The organism is Pseudomonas sp. RIT-PI-S (assembly GCF_025642975.1).
In the GTDB taxonomy this organism is placed as follows: Bacteria; Pseudomonadota; Gammaproteobacteria; order Pseudomonadales; family Pseudomonadaceae; genus Aquipseudomonas.
Window position 1 is genome coordinate 458,261 of record NZ_JANZKJ010000001.1, and the last position, 16,502, is coordinate 474,762.

13 protein-coding genes are annotated in these 16,502 nt (G+C 65.7%); 9 read left to right on the forward strand and 4 right to left on the reverse strand.

All coding sequences use genetic code 11. The features are described from left to right. Positions 1-28: 28 nt before the first annotated feature. The 4 genes from ydcS to OGL93_RS02095 all read right to left on the reverse strand — a co-directional run bounded on the left by ydcS (position 29) and on the right by OGL93_RS02095 (position 4,722). On the reverse strand, positions 29-1,180 hold the full coding sequence (ydcS, locus tag OGL93_RS02080) for a putative ABC transporter substrate-binding protein YdcS (protein WP_263260708.1): 1,152 nt from the start codon (positions 1,178-1,180) through the stop codon (positions 29-31). Between the two features lie 94 nt (positions 1,181-1,274). Then, positions 1,275-2,741: a gamma-aminobutyraldehyde dehydrogenase gene (locus OGL93_RS02085; protein WP_263260709.1), complete on the reverse strand. Its 1,467-nt coding sequence runs from the start codon at positions 2,739-2,741 to the stop codon at positions 1,275-1,277. Between the two features lie 88 nt (positions 2,742-2,829). Beyond that, entirely contained in the window at positions 2,830-3,738 is a 909-nt protein-coding gene (locus tag OGL93_RS02090) for a LysR substrate-binding domain-containing protein (RefSeq protein ID WP_263260710.1), read from the reverse strand. 75 nt (positions 3,739-3,813) lie between these two features. Continuing rightward, the gene (locus OGL93_RS02095; RefSeq protein WP_263260711.1) at positions 3,814-4,722 is read right to left on the reverse strand and encodes a LysR family transcriptional regulator; all 909 of its coding nucleotides are present in this window, start codon (positions 4,720-4,722) and stop codon (positions 3,814-3,816) included. Positions 4,723-4,827: 105 nt separating this feature from the next. Here OGL93_RS02095 and OGL93_RS02100 point away from each other — a divergent pair, with 105 nt between their 5' ends. From OGL93_RS02100 to prfB, 9 genes are all read left to right on the forward strand, one after another. Further along, positions 4,828-6,585 (forward strand): amidohydrolase, encoded by a 1,758-nt coding sequence (locus OGL93_RS02100; protein ID WP_263260712.1) that lies wholly within the window; start codon positions 4,828-4,830, stop codon positions 6,583-6,585. A gap of 167 nt (positions 6,586-6,752) precedes the next feature. Further along, a complete protein-coding gene (locus OGL93_RS02105) occupies positions 6,753-8,375 on the forward strand; it encodes a methyl-accepting chemotaxis protein (RefSeq protein ID WP_263260713.1) in 1,623 nt (540 codons plus the stop codon). Then, positions 8,375-8,899 carry a chemotaxis protein CheW gene (locus tag OGL93_RS02110; protein ID WP_263260714.1) on the forward strand — a complete coding sequence of 175 codons (525 nt, stop codon included), beginning with the start codon at positions 8,375-8,377 and terminating at the stop codon, positions 8,897-8,899. Before OGL93_RS02105 ends, OGL93_RS02110 begins: the two co-directional genes overlap by 1 nt. Then, positions 8,896-10,161 (forward strand): protein-glutamate O-methyltransferase CheR, encoded by a 1,266-nt coding sequence (locus OGL93_RS02115; protein ID WP_263260715.1) that lies wholly within the window; start codon positions 8,896-8,898, stop codon positions 10,159-10,161. The genes OGL93_RS02110 and OGL93_RS02115 overlap by 4 nt, the downstream gene beginning before the upstream one ends. Beyond that, positions 10,158-10,850 carry a chemotaxis protein CheW gene (locus OGL93_RS02120; protein WP_263260716.1) on the forward strand — a complete coding sequence of 231 codons (693 nt, stop codon included), beginning with the start codon at positions 10,158-10,160 and terminating at the stop codon, positions 10,848-10,850. Before OGL93_RS02115 ends, OGL93_RS02120 begins: the two co-directional genes overlap by 4 nt. Beyond that, a complete protein-coding gene (locus OGL93_RS02125; protein ID WP_263260717.1) occupies positions 10,847-13,150 on the forward strand; it encodes a hybrid sensor histidine kinase/response regulator in 2,304 nt (767 codons plus the stop codon). Before OGL93_RS02120 ends, OGL93_RS02125 begins: the two co-directional genes overlap by 4 nt. A gap of 7 nt (positions 13,151-13,157) precedes the next feature. Then, positions 13,158-14,168, forward strand: a complete 1,011-nt coding sequence (locus OGL93_RS02130) for a chemotaxis response regulator protein-glutamate methylesterase (RefSeq protein WP_263260718.1) — start codon at positions 13,158-13,160, stop codon at positions 14,166-14,168. 52 nt (positions 14,169-14,220) lie between these two features. After that, positions 14,221-15,228, forward strand: a complete 1,008-nt coding sequence (locus tag OGL93_RS02135; protein WP_263260719.1) for a diguanylate cyclase — start codon at positions 14,221-14,223, stop codon at positions 15,226-15,228. A 146-nt stretch (positions 15,229-15,374) separates the two neighbouring features. Continuing rightward, positions 15,375-16,470, forward strand: a protein-coding gene (prfB, locus tag OGL93_RS02140) for a peptide chain release factor 2 (RefSeq protein WP_263260720.1) whose coding sequence is annotated in 2 segments (ribosomal slippage) — positions 15,375-15,446 and positions 15,448-16,470 — 1,095 coding nt in all. Because the reading frame shifts where the segments join, the coding sequence is not laid out codon by codon here. Positions 16,471-16,502: the final 32 nt, after the last annotated feature.

The window sequence follows — 16,502 nt, forward strand, 5'->3', positions numbered from 1 at the left end:
AGGGGGAGCTGGCGAAGCCTTCGAGCCTCTATCGCCCGCCCATGATCGCGATGTAGTCCTGCGTCCAGCGGCTATAGGGCACGAACTTGCCGCCTTCGGCCTGCGGGGTCTTCCAGAAGGCGATCTTGTCGAACAGGTCGAAGCCATTAGTGGCGCAACCCTCGGCCCCTAGCAGCTCGCTGGCCTTGCAGCCTTCTGGCACCGCCGGCAGCGAACCGAACCAGGCGGCCACGTCGCCTTGCACCTTCGGTTGCAGGGACCAGTCCATCCACTTGTAGGCGCAGTTGGGGTGTTTGGCGTCGGCATGCAGCATGGTGGTGTCCGCCCACCCCGTAGCGCCTTCCTTCGGCACCGTGGAAGCCACCGGCTGGTTATCGGTCTTCAGCCCGTTAACCATGTAGCCCCACGAGCTGGTCGCGGCCACGCCTTCGTTCTTCACGTCGCTCATCTGCACGGTCGCGTCATGCCAGTAGCGGTGGATCAGCGGCTTCTGCTGGCGCAGCAGGTCGAGCACCGCCTTGTATTGAGCCTCGGTCAGCTGGTACGGGTCCTTGATGCCCAGCTCCGGCTTGCTGCCCTTGAGGTACAGCGCCGCGTCGGCGATGTAGATCGGCCCGTCATAGGCTTGCACCCGGCCCTTGTTCGGCTTGCCGTCGGGGAAGTTCTGTGGCTCGAACAGCACGCCCCAGCTGGTGGGCGCAGTCTTGAACACCTCGGTGTTGTACAGCAGCACGTTCGGGCCCCACTGGTAAGGGGTGCCGTACACCTGCTTGTTGACCACGAACCAGTCGCCGCCGGCCAGGCGCGGGTCCACGTTCTTCCAGTTGGGAATCAGCGCGGTATTGATCGGCTGCACCCGCTTGCCCGCGATCAGCCGCAGCGAGGCGTCGCCGGATGCGGTGACCAGGTCGTAGCCCCCCTTGGCCATGAGGCTGACCATTTCGTCCGAGGTAGCGGCGGTTTTCACCTCGACCTTGCAGCCGGTTTCCTTTTCGAAACCAGTGACCCAGTCATAGCTCTTGTCGCTCTCGCCGCGCTCGATGTAGCCGGGCCAGGCGATGATATCCAGGTGCCCTTCACCGGCGCCGAGGGCCTGGGGCAAGTCGGCAGCCTGGATGCCGGCGGTGGCCAGCATGGCGGTGGTCAGTGCGCTGAGTAACGCGATCTTGGGGGCGGACATGTGATTCCCTCTTCTTCAAATTATCGTCGGGGCAGTGGCAAGCAGGTGCAGCGTTGATCTTGATTATTGGAGTGGGCAGCCGCTAACGCCGGGGTCAGCTCAATACCTCGCGGTGCCGCGCCATGATGTGGCGCACCACGCTGTAGTCTTGCAACGAATCGCTGGACAGGTCCTTGCCGTAGCCGGAGCGCTTGAGGCCGCCATGGGGCATCTCGCTGGCGAGCATGAAGTGGCTGTTGATCCAGGTGCAGCCGTATTGCAGCCGCGAGGCGAATTGCATGGCTTTGTCCAGGTCGCGCGTCCATACCGACGACGCCAGGCCATATTCGGATTCGTTTGCCCAGGCCAGCGCCTGGCTTGGCTCATCGAACCGGGTCACTGTGACCACTGGGCCGAACACTTCTCGTTGCACGATCTCGTCCTGCTGGCGGCAGCCGGCCAACAGGGTAGGTTGGTAGAAAAAGCCCGGCCCGGAATGCGCCGCGGCGCCGGTGATGCGCTCGATGTGAGGCTGGCTGAGGGCACGCTGCACGAAGCTGGCCACGCGATCCCGCTGGCGGGCGCTGATCAACGGGCCGAGTTCGTTGTCCTGGTCGCGCTTGCCAGCAAAGCGCAGGCTGGCGACGGCGCTGCCCAGCTCGGCCACCAGCCGATCATGTATGCCGGCCTGGGCATAGATACGGCACGCGGCAGTGCAATCCTGGCCGGCGTTGTAATAGCCATAGGTGCGCACCCCTTCGACCACCGCCTCCAGATCAGCATCGTCGCAGACGATAACCGGCGCCTTGCCGCCCAGTTCCAAGTGGGTGCGTTTGAGCGTTCTGGCGGCCGCCTGGAGGATCTTCTGCCCAGTGACCGTATCGCCGGTGAGCGACACCATGCGCACCCGCGGGTCGCTCACCAGCTGGCCGCCCACCCCCTCACCGCCGCCACACACCACGTTGAGCACGCCGGCAGGCAGCAGCTCCGCCAGGCTGGGCACCAGCGCCAGGATGGACAGCGGCGTGTGCTCGGACGGCTTGAACACCACGGTGTTGCCGGCCGCCAGTGCAGGCGCCAGCTTCCAGGCGGCCATCATCAGCGGGTAGTTCCAGGGCGCGATGGACGCCACCACCCCGACCGGATCCCGGCGCACCATGCTGGTGTACCCGGGCAGGTATTCGCCGGCCAACTGGCCAGTCTGGCAGCGCACGGCGCCGGCGAAGAAACGGAACACGTCGATGCAGGCGGTGAGGTCATCCTGACGAGCGAGATGCAAAGGCTTGCCGCAGTTCAACGCCTCGATATGCGCCAGCTCATCAGCCTGCCGCTCGATGCTGTCAGCGATGGCCAGCAGGCGAGCGGCGCGCTGTTGAGGGGTTGTGCGCGACCAACTGGCGAAGGCGTTGTTGGCAGCGGCGATGGCGGCCTCTACCTGGCCTGCGCTGGCCTCGGCCACTTGCGCCAACGGCTCGCCGTTACGAGGGTCGATGATAGTTTCCAGCGGGCCCTGGCCTACTTCGGGCCGGCCGTCGATCAGCAGGGCGGTGCGCAGCGGCTCGGGCAAGGCGGACAGCGGCATACGCGAAGTCTCTGGCGGGCGTGGTGGCTAGAGACTAGTGGGGCGCTTCGTTGGCTAACAAATACCTAATATCGAATGCGGCATTCGATTAAACCGAATGCTTGCGCGCGTGCTGTTCCCGGGCAACCGTGAGAAAGGGGTCTACCAGCACCGGGCGCGCGCTGCCTCGGCGCCAGGCCAGGCCCACATCCAGCGTGCGGGTCAGGTCGACCACGCTGCGTGCCTCGATAATGTCCCCCTCCAGCGACCACGGTCGATAGGTCATGTCTGGCTGGATCGACAACCCCAGCCCTGCGGCGACCAGGCTCCGCACTGCTTCGGTGCTAGCGCTGCGCAAGCTGATGCAAGGGCGCAGCCCGGCCCCGGCCCAGATGCGCTGGGCGTTGCGGTCCATCTCATCGACGTTCAGCTCGATCAACGGCTCGCTGGCGACATCGGCCAGGGATATGTCATCGCGCTCCAACAAGGGGTGCTGCGCGGGCAGCCACAGGCGGTGGGGCGAATGAGTGAGCACTTCGGTTTGCAGCGCATGACGGTCTTCCAGGTTGGAAAGGATCAACACGCCGACGTCGATTTCTCCGTTGAGCAGCAGGTGCTCGATGTACGGGCGCTCGTCTTCCATCACCCGGATGACCACGTTGGGGTAGGCGCGCTGAAAACGCGTCAGCAGGTTAGCCAGGTAATACCCGGCCACCAGGCTGGTGACCCCGATGGTCAGGGTGCCGCTGATCTGCTCGGTGCTCTGTTGCAGGCTGCGCTTGGCGTTGTCCACCGTGGCCAGGATCAAATGCGCCTGGCGCAGGAACTGGTGGCCCTGGTGGGTCAGGCTCATGCCTTTGGCGTGGCGGTTGAACAGCGTAACGCCAATTTCTTCCTCCAGTTGCTGGATCGCCCCGGTCAATGTGGATTGGGAAATGAACACGGCCTGGGCGGCGGCGGAGATCGACCCGGTTTCGGCGACCGCGATGAAGTGGCGAATCTGGCGAAGGGTCATCATCGGCGTGTTCGCTATCTGCTGAAGGCGAGTGGGTAGCTGTTATATCGGAAAAAGCGAACCCTGTAGAGCGCCGCTTCAAAGGATGCCGAGGCCTCGAAGCGCCTGTTCCACCTGCTCGATGAAGGCATGGATCTTACGGGTGGCGCGCCTGTGGCTGGGGTAAACGGCCAGGATGCGCAGCCCGAAGGCGTCCGGGTCGAAATAATAGTCATCGAGCACGCTGCACAGCTGGCCGCTGCTCAGGTAGGGCTGCGCGCCCCAAAGGGGGAAGGGCAGCAGCCCGTGCCCCTTGAGGCAGGCAGCTACCAGGAGGTCATGGTTGTCACTAACCAGGCGCCCGCAGCCGGGCGTGGAATAGCGCTGGCCATCACGCTCCAGCCACCAACGGGTGTCCAACGCAGGATGCCGATAATTCAAGCGGTCATGCGCGGCCAGGTCCGCGGGGCGCTCGGGGCGGCCGCGTCGAGCCAGGTAACCGGCGCTGGCGCAGATCACTATCCGATTGTGCGCCAATGGCCGGGCGATCAGGCCCGGAAGGTCGCAGTGGCCGAGGCGCAGGGCGAGGTCATAGCGGCCGTCGAGCAGGTCTACGTAAGCGTCGCTCAAGTCGACCTGCAAGCGCATGTTTGGGTGCGCATCGAGGAAACTCGTGCACACCTCGTTGAGAAAGGCGGCCCCGAACGCCACCGGCGCGGTAACCCGCAAGGTACCGCGCATGCTCTGCTGCAGTTGGCCGATTTCCTCGTGAATCTCGTGCATGCGCGAAAGCACTTCACGGGCGCGCTCAAGGTACAAATGGCCGGCTTCGGTCAGCGCCATGCTGCGCGTGGTGCGCTCGAACAGCCGAGTGCCCAGGGTGGCTTCCAGCTGGCCGATGGCCTTGGTCACCGCCGAGGGGCTTTTGCTCAGTTGCTCGGCGGCCCGGCTGAAGCTGCCGGTTTCGGCACAGGCCACGAACAGGTTGAGGCCGCTTAGCTTGTCCATATTCTTTCTCTTTTTTCACAAGTCTTGTGCTCCCGCTCGGCTTCCAGTGCACCGATCAGCCCCCGTAGCCTCTGGCCAACACCCATAACAAGAAAGGAGAAAGCCATGCGAAGGCTTATCACGGGGGCAGTCGCTGCCGCAATCGCGCTGGGCACGTTGGACGTTCAGGCACAAACCGCCGACCTTATCCTGTACAACGCCAAGGTGTTCACGGCTGAGCCTGGGCAGCCGCTACAGCAAGCGGTCGCCATTGCTGGCGACAAGGTGCTCCAGGTGGGCACCAACGAGAGCATCAGTGCCCTGGCCGATACCCATAGCAAGCGGGTGGACCTACAAGGCAAGTTGCTGATGCCAGGGTTTATCGACAGCCATTCGCATGCGATCGACGGCGGCATGGAGCTGGTGTCGGCGAGCATGAAGGACGAGCAAGTCAGCCTGGATGAACTCGCCCAGCGCCTGCGCGCGGCTCGCGACAGCGGCAAGGCCAGAATGGGCGACATCTTGGTGATGAACGGCATGCACTCCAGTTATTGGTCCCAAGCCAAGGGGCTGGCGGAGCGTTTCAACACCGGCGAGTGGGCTCAAGTGCCCGTCGTGTTCACCGGCAGTGACTACCACACCGCCTGGGCCAACACCGCCATGCTTCGTCGCGCCGGGCTGGACGCGAAGTTGCTACGTTCGCTGCCCGCCGCGCAACAGCGGAACATCGCCCATGACAAGGCGTTCACGCCTACCGGCTTTTTGGTCGACGCAGGGTTCGACCGGGTGATCGCAGCCATGCCCGCGCCGGACCTGCCACTGCTCCATCGCGCGGGCCTGGCGGCGGTGAACTACAACAACAGCCTGGGCGTTACCGCCTGGATGGACGCCGCCGCCAACGGCCGCCCCGGCCAACCGGTGTATGACATCAGGCCCACCGCGCAGACGCTCGGCGTGCTGCCCGCCTACCGGGAGCTTGCCCGTAATGGCGAACTCAGCGCTCACGTGGCCGCCTTGCTGGTGGTCAATCCCAAGAGCCGCCCAGCGGACCTCGCCGTGATCGACGAAGTGCGCCAGCAATTCCAAGGCATCCCGAACCTGAGCCTGCCGGGCATCAAGGTGTTCGCCGACGGTGTGGTGGAGTACCCAGCGCAGTCCGCGGCGCTGCTGAAGAACTACCGCAACCAGCATTCCGCCGGCGAGCTGCTGCTCGACCCCACGCATTTCGGGGAGTTGGTGAGCGCGGCTGACGCCCGGGGCTGGCTGGTGCACATCCACGCCATCGGCGATCGAGCGGTGCGCGAATCACTCAACGGCATTGCCCAGGCGCGCAAGGATCGGCAAAGCGGCGTCACCCACTCCATCACCCACCTGGAGCTGGTGAACCCCGCGGATTTCCCGCGCTTCAAGCAGCTCAACGTGATCGCGTCGATGCAGCTGGAGTGGGCGCTTGCCGACGACTACACCGTGGACCTGGTACAGCCTTACGTGGCCGCCGATGCCTACCGCTATATGTACCCGGCCAAGTCGCTGCTCGATGCCGGCGCCACCATCGCCGGTGCCAGCGACTGGCCGGTGTCCACCCCAGACCCGCTCAAAGCCATGTATCAGGCGGTCACCCGGCAGGGGCCCAAAGGTGTGCTCAATGGCGAGCAACGCATTGGCCGGGAGGTGATGTTCTACGCCTACACCCGCAACGCCGCGAAAACCATCGGCCTGGAAGACACGATCGGCAGCCTGGCGCCAGGCAAGCAGGCGGACCTGGTTGTGCTCGACCGCGACCTGTTCACTGTCCCGGAGGCTGAGCTCAAAGAGGCTCGGGTGCTGCGGACCCTGTTCGGTGGCCGCGAGGTGTATCGCGCCGGCGATCAATCGCCGCTCTGACCTCTCCGTGCCTACCCTGTAGGCGTAACGCTGCGCGTGCATGGGCGCATGCACGTGCGCGGTACTGGTATTCACATGCCATATCGCCGAAAGTACGCGTCTCGCTTGAAACGCCCTGGTCTATACTGCCGGGCTTTCGCTTGCGCGCTTACCTTCGAGGAGTGAATGTGAAGAATTGGACCCTGCGCCATCGGATCCTGGCGAGCTTCGCTGTAGTGGTCGCCATTATGCTGTCGATGGTTCTGACCGCTTATACGCGCCTGGTGATGATCGAACAGGAGGCCAACAGCCTTCGCAGCGACAGCATCCCAGGCGTGTACTCCAGTTCGATGATGCGCAGCGCCTGGTCGGACAGCTACCTTTATACCCAGCAGCTGCTGGGGTTGAGCTACCAGCGAGAACTGATCACCTCGGACGAGGAGCAGTACAAAGGCTTCGCCGACCGCCTGGCCACGCAGATGGCCGCTTTCAGCACTACCCTGCACACCGACGAAGAAAAAGCCGCCTTCGCCGAATTCGAGCGCTGGCGCGGCACCTATCAGCAAGCCCTGAAGCACACCCTCGCCGCCTACCAGCAGCGCCATTTCACCGAAGCGATGGACCTGCTCGAACAGGAACTGACCCCTGCCTGGACCGCCGGCCGCAAGCAGTTGAACGTGGTGGTGGACCTCAACCGCAAGGCCGCCGAGGAAGCAGGCGCGTCCATCGAGCATTCGGTAGGGACCACCAAGCTGGTCATGCTCGGCTGCCTGCTGGTGGCCTTGATCGCCGCGATCACCTGTGGCTTGTTGCTGTTGCGCAACATCATGGCGCCCACCAACAAGCTGCTGCGGATCCTCGACGTGATGCGCGCGGGGGACCTGAGCGTGCGTCTGAACCTGGGCCGCAGGGACGAATTCAACGCCATCGAAACCGGCTTCAACGCCATGATGGACGAGCTCAATGCACTGGTGTCTCAGGCGCAGCGATCCTCGGTGCAGGTCACTACCTCGGTGACCGAGATTGCCGCCACCTCCCGTCAGCAGCAGGCCACCGCTACCGAAACCGCGGCCACTACCAGCGAAATCGGCGCGACCTCGCGGGAAATCGCCGCCACCTCCCGGGACCTGGTGCGCACCATGGGTGAAGTGACCGGCGCCGCCGACCAGGCTTCCCTGCTGGCGGGGAACGGCCAGCAAGGGCTGGCGCGCATGGCCGACACCATGCAACAGGTGATGGGCGCCGCGGACCTGGTCAACGCCAAGCTGGCCACCCTCAACGAGAAGGCCGGCAACATCAATCAAGTGGTAGTGACCATCGTCAAGGTGGCAGACCAGACCAACCTGCTGTCGCTCAACGCCGCCATCGAGGCGGAGAAGGCTGGCGAATACGGCCGGGGTTTCGCGGTAGTCGCCACCGAGGTACGCCGCCTGGCCGACCAGACCGCCGTGGCCACCTACGACATCGAGCAGATGGTGCGCGAGATCCAGTCGGCGGTGTCGGCAGGCGTGATGGGGATGGACAAGTTCTCTGAAGAAGTGCGCCGGGGAATGCTCGAGGTGACGCAGGTGGGCGAGCAACTGAACCAGATCATCGGCCAGGTGCAGGCCCTGGCGCCCAGGGTGCTGATGGTCAACGAAGGCATGCAGGCGCAAGCCACCGGCGCCGAACAGATCAACCATGCCCTGAGCCAGCTTAGCGACGCCAGCAGCCAGACGGTCGACTCCTTGCGCCAGGCCAGCGCTGCCATCGACGAGCTGAGCCAGGTCGCCGTCGGCCTGCGCGGCGGCGTGTCTCGCTTCAAGGTCTGATGGCCAGCCCTCCCGAGAACGGCGCCGTCACGCCGGTGGGCAAGCCGGCCGGCATGCTGTTTTTATTGTTCACCCTCGGCGAGCAGCGCTTCGCCCTGCCTGCCCGCGACATCGTCGAGGTGCTGCCGCTGGTGCCGCTCAAGCCCATCCCTCACGCTCCAAGCTGGGTAGGCGGGGTGTTCGCTTATCGCGGCCAGGTGGTGCCGGTGATTGACGTGCGCGCGCTGGCGCTGGGCGCCCCCGCGGTGCGCCGGACCAGCACCCGGGTAGTGCTGGTGAGCCACGCTCCGGGCCAAACGTTGGGCCTGGTGCTCGAGCACGCCAGCGAAACCCTGCGCTGCGACCCAGCGCAGTTCAAACCCTATGGCCTGCACAACGCCCAGGCCCGCTACCTGGGGCCTATTCGTGAAGACGAGCGTGGTTTGCTGCAATGGATCAGCGTGGGCGAACTGCTCGACGAACGCGCCCGGTCGCTGCTCTATACGCCGGACAACGCCGGCCTGCTCGGCGGAGAAGGCGCATGAGCCTGGCCCCGCATTTCTTTGAATTCCTCCACCAGCGCATCGGCCTGGACGCCGAATCCGTGGGCCCGGCAATGATCGAACGCGCCGTGCGCCAGCGCCAGGTACAGGCCCAGGCTCCGAGCCTGGAGGCCTATTGGGGGCTGCTGGGGGAGTCCGCGCAGGAGCAGCAGGCGCTGATCGAAGCGGTGATCGTGCCGGAAACCTGGTTCATGCGTTACCCCGAGTCTTTCGCCGCCCTTGGCCGCCTGGCACGCACGCGCTGGAGCGAACTCGGTGGAGCACGGCCGCTGCGCTTGCTCAGCCTGCCGTGCTCCACCGGTGAGGAGCCTTATTCCATGGCCATGGCACTGTTCGAAGCTGGCCTGCCCGCATCGGCGTTCGTCATCCATGGCGTGGACGTGAGCCCTAACTCGCTGGTCAAGGCGCGCCGGGCGCTCTATGGGCGCAATTCGTTCCGTGGCGATTACAAGGCCATCCAGGGCCGGCACTTTAACGCCGAGGCCGATGGCTATCTATTGCAGCCGCGGATCGTGGCGCAGGTACGGCTGCAGCCCGGCAACGTGCTCGACCCTTCATTGCTTGCGGGCGAGGCACCTTACGACTTCGTGTTCTGCCGCAACCTGCTGATCTATTTCGACGTACCGACCCAGCGTCAGGTGGTTGCTGCCCTCAAAACCCTCACCCGCGATGACGGGGTAGTGTTTATCGGCCCCGCCGAGGGCAGCCTGTTGACCTCCAGTGGCATGCGCCCGCTAGGCATCCCCCAAGCCTTCGCCTTCGTTCGTGCGCCTGGCCCGGCCCCTGTGCCAGCGCCGGTAATAGCCCCGCCTCCGCTGCCAACCCCGGCCTCGCAGAGCTTTAAAAACGCCACGCCCCGCGCTGTAGCAGCGGGCCTTAGCCCGCGAACCACGCCTGTGCCCCCAACGCCGAGCGCGCCCATCGCCGAGCCCGCCACCCTGCTCGCGCAGATCGCCACCCTGGCCAATGCCGGCCAGAGCGCTGAAGCCCGGGCGGCCTGCGAGCGCTATCTGCGCGACCATCCGCCGGAGGCCCAGGTGTTCTACTGGCTGGGGCTGCTCAGCGACGCCGGGGGGAACTCGCTGGAGGCCCAAGGCTTCTACCGCAAGGCGTTGTACCTGGCCCCGCAGCACGCCGAGGCGCTGGCGCATCTGGCAGCGCTGTTGGCCGCCCAGGGCGACCTGGACGGCGCCCGGCGATTGCAGGCGCGAGCCGCGCGGGCGCTAAAGGAGCCTAAGGCATGAATGATAACCACGGCCCTGGCTTGACCTATTTGCCCGAGGACGGTGCGGCGGGCGCCGAGGCGCTCGATACCTGCTGGAACATCATTGGTGTGCGCGGCGACAACTCCTGCCCGCGGTTGGTGGAGTACATCCGCTGCCTCAACTGCCCGGTGTTCGCCAACGCCGCTACCGTGCTGCTCGACCGCTACAGCCTCCAGCGCGAACCCGGCGAGCTGGTTTACGCGCCCGCCCCGGAAGCCGTACCAACACGCTCGCTGGTGGTGTTTCGCCTCGGCGGCGAATGGCTGGGGCTGGCCACGCGCTGCCTGGTCGAGGTGGCGCCGCATCAGCCCGTGCATTCCGTGCCCCATCAACGCTCGCGTACCCTCTTGGGGGTAGCTAACGTCCGCGGGGCGCTGGTGCCCTGTATTGCTCTTCATGAGCTACTCGGCGTGGAGCAGGCGCAGGCCCCGGCGACGCCTGGGCGGGTACTGCCACGCATGTTGATTCTTGCCGCGCAGGGCGGTTCGGTGGTGGCGCCGGTGGACGAAATCGACGGCATTCGGCGCTTCGAACAGCGGTTGATCGATGCCGGTGCCAGCGAGGACAGCAACCGCTTCACCGCCTCGGTGCTCACCGATGGCCAGCGCACGCTGAGAGTGCTCGACGAGCAGGCATTGATGGCCGCCATTACCCGGAGCCTGACATGACCCCCGAACAAATGCGTGACGCCTCGTTGCTGGAGCTGTTTGCGCTGGAAGCCGAGGCCCAGACCAGCGTGCTCAGTGCAGGGCTGTTGGACCTGGAACGTAACCCGGCCGATCCCGCGCAGCTGGAGGCCTGCATGCGCGCGGCGCATTCGCTCAAGGGTGCGGCGCGGATCGTCGGCGTGGATGCCGGTGTTCGGGTAGCCCATGTGATGGAAGATTGCCTGGTGGCCGCCCAGGCCGGCGACCTGCGCCTGCGCCCCGAGCATATCGATGCCTTGCTGCAGGGCACGGACCTGCTGATGCGGATCGCGCTACCGGACAAAGCCCCGGGCGCCGCCGATATCGACGCCTTCCTGGCGCAGCTGGCGGCGGCGCTGGACCCGTCCCAGGCGCCTGCGGGCCGATTGCCCGGCGCCGCGCCAGCCTTGCCCGCGGCGCCTGCCCACGCTCCGCCGCCCGCGGTGCCGAGCACTGACGCACGGCCCGACGGCGCCTTGGCCGCCAGCGAGGACGGCAGTTCGGAAACCGCCGGCCAGCGCCGTGCCGGGGAGGGCGAGCGGGTGTTGCGGGTCACCGCCGAACGCCTCAATGCGTTGCTCGACCTGGCCAGCAAGGCCATGGTCGAGACCGGGCGGCTCAAGCCCTACCTGGCTAGCCTGCAGCGGCTCAAGCGTATGCAGGCGCAAAGCCTGCGCGCGCTGGACGAACTCAAGGACAGCCTCGATGCCGCCCACCCCCTGGAGGACGTGCGCGCGGCGCTGAGCCAGGCCCGGGGGCTGCTGGGCGAAACCCAGCAGATCCTGCTGTGCCAGGCGGCGGAGCTGGACGACTACGGCTGGGAAGCGGCGCAGCGTGCGCAGCAGCTATACGACACTGCCCTGGCCTGCCGCATGCGGCCGTTCGCCGACGTGCTCGGCGGGCAGGCGCGGATGGTCCGTGACCTGGGCCGCAGCCTCGGCAAGCAGGTGCGGCTGGAGGTCGAAGGTGAAAAGACCCAGGTCGACCGCGATGTGCTCGAGCGCCTGGAAGGGCCGTTGACGCACCTGCTGCGCAACGCGGTAGACCACGGCATCGAGGCGCCTGAGCTCAGGTTGCTGGCGGGCAAGCCGGCCGAAGGCACTATTCGCCTGCGCGCCTCCCATCAGGCCGGGCAGTTGGTGCTGGAGCTAAGCGACGACGGCGCTGGCGTCGATCTGGCCCGCTTGCGCCAGAGCGTGGTGCAGCGCCAGCTGGCCACGGCCGAAACCGCCGAGCGCCTGAGTGAGGAGGAGCTGCTGGCGTTCCTGTTCCTGCCGGCCTTCAGCCTGCGCGACACCGTGACCGAGGTGTCTGGCCGCGGCGTGGGCCTGGATGCCGTTCAGCACATGGTGCGCGAGGTCCGCGGCTCGATTGAGATGACCCAGCAGCGAGGGCAGGGCAGCCGCTTCTTGCTGGAGGTGCCGCTGACCCTCTCGGTGGTGCGTAGCCTGGTAGTCGATGTGGGCGGCGAAGCCTACGCGTTCCCGCTGGCGCACATCGAGCACAGCCTTAACCTGGCCACGGACGATATCGTCCAGCTCGAAGGCCGCCAGCACTTCTTCCACCACGGCCGCCAAGTGGGGTTGGTCGCGGCCAGCCAGTTGCTTCAGCGGCCGCCCAGCCAGCAGCACGGCGAGAGCATCCGCGTGGTGGTGGTGCGCGAGCGCGACGCCCTCTATGGCATCGCCGTGGAGCGCTTCATCGGGGAGCGGGTGCTGGCGGTGCTGCCGCTGGACTCGCGCCTGGGCAAGGTCCAGGACATCTCCGCCGGCGCCCTGCTCGACGACGGCTCGGTGGTGCTGATCGTGGACGTAGAGGACATGGTCCGCTCGGTAGACAAACTGCTCAGCAGCGGCCGCCTGGAGCGCATCGACCGCCCGGCCGGGGCGGCCAGCCAGCGGGCCGGCAAGCGCGTGCTGGTAGTGGATGACTCGCTCACGGTGCGCGAGCTCCAGCGCAAGCTGCTGCTGGCCGCCGGCTACGAGGTCGCGGTGGCGGTCGATGGCATGGACGGCTGGAACGCGCTGCGCGGCGAAGCCTTCGACCTGTTGATCACCGACATCGACATGCCGCGCATGGACGGGATCGAACTGGTGACCCTGTTGCGCCGCGACAACCGCCTGCACTCGTTGCCAGTGATGGTCGTGTCCTACAAGGACCGGGAAGAGGACCGCCAGCGTGGCCTGGAAGCCGGCGCCGACTACTATTTGGCAAAAGCCAGCTTCCATGACGACGCGTTACTCGATGCGGTCGCCGAGCTGATCGGAGGAGCCCAAGGATGAACGTGGCATGAAAGTAGCCATCGTCAACGACATGCCGTTGGCCGTGGAGGCCTTACGCCGCGCGCTGGCCTACGAGCCGGCGCACGAGGTGATCTGGGTCGCCTTCGATGGCGAGGAGGCGGTTCGCCGCTGCGCCGAGCAACGCCCGGACGTGCTGCTCATGGATTTGATCATGCCGAAGATGGACGGCGTGGAAGCGACCCGGCAGATCATGGCGAGCACCCCTTGCCCGATCGTGATCGTCACCGTTGACCGTGAGCAGAACGTGCACCGGGTGTTCGAAGCCATGGGCCATGGCGCGCTCGACGTAGTCGACACGCCCGCCCTTGGCGCCGGGGACGGGCGTGAGGCAGCCGCCCCGTTGCTGCGCAAGATCGTCAACATTGGCTGGCTGGTAGGCCAGCGCAGCGCCCCGGTAAAGCGCCGCGAGGTCGCCGCGCGCAGTGGCAGCCAGGCGCTCGGCCTTGTGGCTATCGGCTCTTCCGCAGGTGGCCCGGCCGCCCTGGAAGCACTGCTCAAGGGCCTGCCGCTGAATTTTCCCGCCGCCGTGGTGCTGGTGCAGCATGTGGACGAAGTGTTCGCCGCCGGCATGGCCGAATGGCTCGGCACGGCCTCGCGCCGGCCGGTGCGGCTGGCCCGCGAAGGCGACCGTTTGCAGCCAGGCGACGTGCTGCTGGCCGGCACCAATAACCACCTGCGCCTTACCCGCGACGGTGCGCTGGCGTACACGGCCGAGCCGGTCAACGAAATCTACCGGCCCTCGATCAACGTGTTTTTCGAAAGCGTTGCCCGCCACTGGCAAGGCGATGCCGTTGGGGTACTGCTCACCGGCATGGGCCGCGATGGCGCGCAAGGGCTCAAGCTGATGCGCCAGCGTGGCTACCTCACCATTGCCCAGGATCAACAGAGCTGCGCGGTATTCGGGATGCCCAAGGCTGCCGTGGCCATCGATGCCGCGGTCGAAGTACGGCCCTTGGAGCGCATCGCGTCGCGCCTGATGGAAACCTTCTCACAATGACTTCATGCATTTGCCCAAGCCGGCACACAGGCAGTAATCAGGTGACAACGCAATGATTGATCTGCAGATCGAACAGTTCAGATCCACCGACGAAAACAAGGCCATGGTGTTGCTGGTGGACGATCAGGCCATGATCGGCGAGGCGATCCGGCGGAGCCTGGCGGCCGAGCTCAATATCGACTTCCACTTCTGCGCCGACCCTCACCAGGCCATTGCCCAGGCGGTACGCATTCGCCCCACGGTGATCCTGCAAGACCTGGTGATGCCCGGGCTGGATGGCCTGACCCTGGTGCGCGAGTACCGTAATCACCCCTCCACCCGGGACATCCCGATCATCGTGCTTTCCACCAAGGAAGATGCGGTGGTCAAGAGCGCGGCCTTCGCCGCCGGCGCCAACGATTACCTGGTGAAGCTGCCGGATACCATCGAGCTGGTGGCCCGCATCCGCTATCACTCCCGGTCCTACCTGACCCTGCTGCAACGCGACGAAGCCTACCGGGCACTGCGGGTCAGCCAGCAGCAGTTGCTGGACACCAACCTGGTGCTGCAACGGTTGATGAACTCCGATGGCCTGACTGGCCTGTCCAACCGCCGCCACTTCGATGAATACCTGGAGTTGGAGTGGCGCCGGGCGATGCGCGACCAGACGCAGCTCTCGCTGCTGATGATCGATGTGGACTATTTCAAGTCTTATAACGATAACTTTGGCCACCTGGAAGGGGACGAGGCGCTGCGCAAGGTGGCTGATACCATCCGCGACGCGTCCAGCCGTTCCAGCGACCTGCCGGCGCGCTACGGGGGCGAGGAGTTCGCCCTGGTACTGCCCAGCACCTCGCCAGGCGGCGCGCGGCTGGTGGCCGAGAAGCTGCGGCAAAGCATCGCTGCGCTGGGCATCTGGCACAACGCGCCGGAGCCGGCGTCGCCGCTCACCGTGAGCGTTGGCCTGGCCACCATGACCCCGGCGCCGGGCACCAATTGCCGGCTGCTGATCCTGGCGGCGGACAAGGGCCTGTACATGGCCAAGCACAGCGGGCGCAATCAGGTGGTGGTGGCGGAGTGAGCTCCCACGGAAATACCGCCTGGCCCCGGGGATGCAGGCGGAGCCCGCGAACCGAGCGTGCCCCGGTTCGCAGCCTGTCGCCGGCTCCTACAGCCCTTGATGGCCATGCTATACTCCGCGGCTTTTGATGTGAGTGCGCAGCCGCCATGGAAATCAATCCAATCCTCAACATGATCAAGGACCTTCGCGACCGCTCCGAAACCATTCGGGGGTATCTTTGACTACGATCAAAAGGCTGAACGCCTGACCGAAGTCAACCGCGAGCTCGAAGACCCGAACGTCTGGAACAACCCCGAATACGCCCAGAACCTGGGCCGTGAACGCGCTACCCTGGCCGCCATCGTCGAGACCCTCGACGAGCTTTCCGGCGGCCTGGCCGATAGCCGCGAGCTGCTGGATATGGCCGTCGAGGAAGACGACGAAGGTGCCGTGGCCGACGTGGTCAGCGAGCTCGAACGTCTGCGCGGCTCGCTGGAGCAGCTCGAATTCCGCCGCATGTTCAGCGGCGAGATGGATGCCAACAACGCCTACCTGGACATCCAGGCCGGCTCTGGCGGCACCGAGGCACAAGACTGGGCCAACATGCTGCTGCGCATGTACCTGCGCTGGGCCGACAAACGCGGCTTCGACACCACCATCATGGAGCTGTCCGAGGGCGAGGTTGCCGGCATCAAGGGCGCTACGCTGCACATCAAGGGCGAATACGCGTTCGGCTGGCTGCGTACGGAAATCGGCGTGCACCGCCTGGTTCGCAAAAGCCCGTTCGACTCCGGCAACCGTCGGCATACCTCGTTCACAGCGGTGTTCGTGTCGCCGGAAATCGACGACAACATCGAGATCGAGATCAACCCGGCGGACCTGCGCATCGACACCTACCGGTCGTCCGGTGCCGGTGGCCAGCACGTAAACACCACCGACTCGGCGGTGCGGATCACCCACGTGCCGACCAACACCGTGGTCAGCTGCCAGAACGAACGTTCCCAGCACGCCAACAAGGACACCGCCATGAAAATGCTGCGGGCCAAGTTGTACGAGCAGGAAGTGCAGAAGCGTAACGCCGCCTCCCAGGCGCTGGAAGACACCAAGTCCGATATTGGCTGGGGCCACCAGATTCGTTCCTACGTACTGGATCAGTCCCGCATCAAGGACCTGCGCACCAACGTCGAGCGCAGCGACTGCGACAAGGTATTGGACGGCGACCTCGACGAGTACCTCGAGGCCAGCCTCAAGCAGGGGCTCTGACAAGCCGCAAGCTGTAAGCGGCGAGCTGCAAG

Coding starts and splice junctions, on each gene's coding strand:
- OGL93_RS02125 (WP_263260717.1), top strand. CDS start 10,847: ATGACCCCCGAACAAATGCGTGACGCCTCGTTGCTGGAGCTGTTTGCG.
- OGL93_RS02130 (WP_263260718.1), top strand. CDS start 13,158: ATGAAAGTAGCCATCGTCAACGACATGCCGTTGGCCGTGGAGGCCTTA.
- OGL93_RS02095 (WP_263260711.1), bottom strand. CDS start 4,722: ATGGACAAGCTAAGCGGCCTCAACCTGTTCGTGGCCTGTGCCGAAACC.
- ydcS (WP_263260708.1), bottom strand. CDS start 1,180: ATGTCCGCCCCCAAGATCGCGTTACTCAGCGCACTGACCACCGCCATG.
- OGL93_RS02135 (WP_263260719.1), top strand. CDS start 14,221: ATGATTGATCTGCAGATCGAACAGTTCAGATCCACCGACGAAAACAAG.
- OGL93_RS02090 (WP_263260710.1), bottom strand. CDS start 3,738: ATGATGACCCTTCGCCAGATTCGCCACTTCATCGCGGTCGCCGAAACC.
- OGL93_RS02120 (WP_263260716.1), top strand. CDS start 10,158: ATGAATGATAACCACGGCCCTGGCTTGACCTATTTGCCCGAGGACGGT.
- OGL93_RS02115 (WP_263260715.1), top strand. CDS start 8,896: ATGAGCCTGGCCCCGCATTTCTTTGAATTCCTCCACCAGCGCATCGGC.
- OGL93_RS02100 (WP_263260712.1), top strand. CDS start 4,828: ATGCGAAGGCTTATCACGGGGGCAGTCGCTGCCGCAATCGCGCTGGGC.
- OGL93_RS02110 (WP_263260714.1), top strand. CDS start 8,375: ATGGCCAGCCCTCCCGAGAACGGCGCCGTCACGCCGGTGGGCAAGCCG.
- OGL93_RS02085 (WP_263260709.1), bottom strand. CDS start 2,741: ATGCCGCTGTCCGCCTTGCCCGAGCCGCTGCGCACCGCCCTGCTGATC.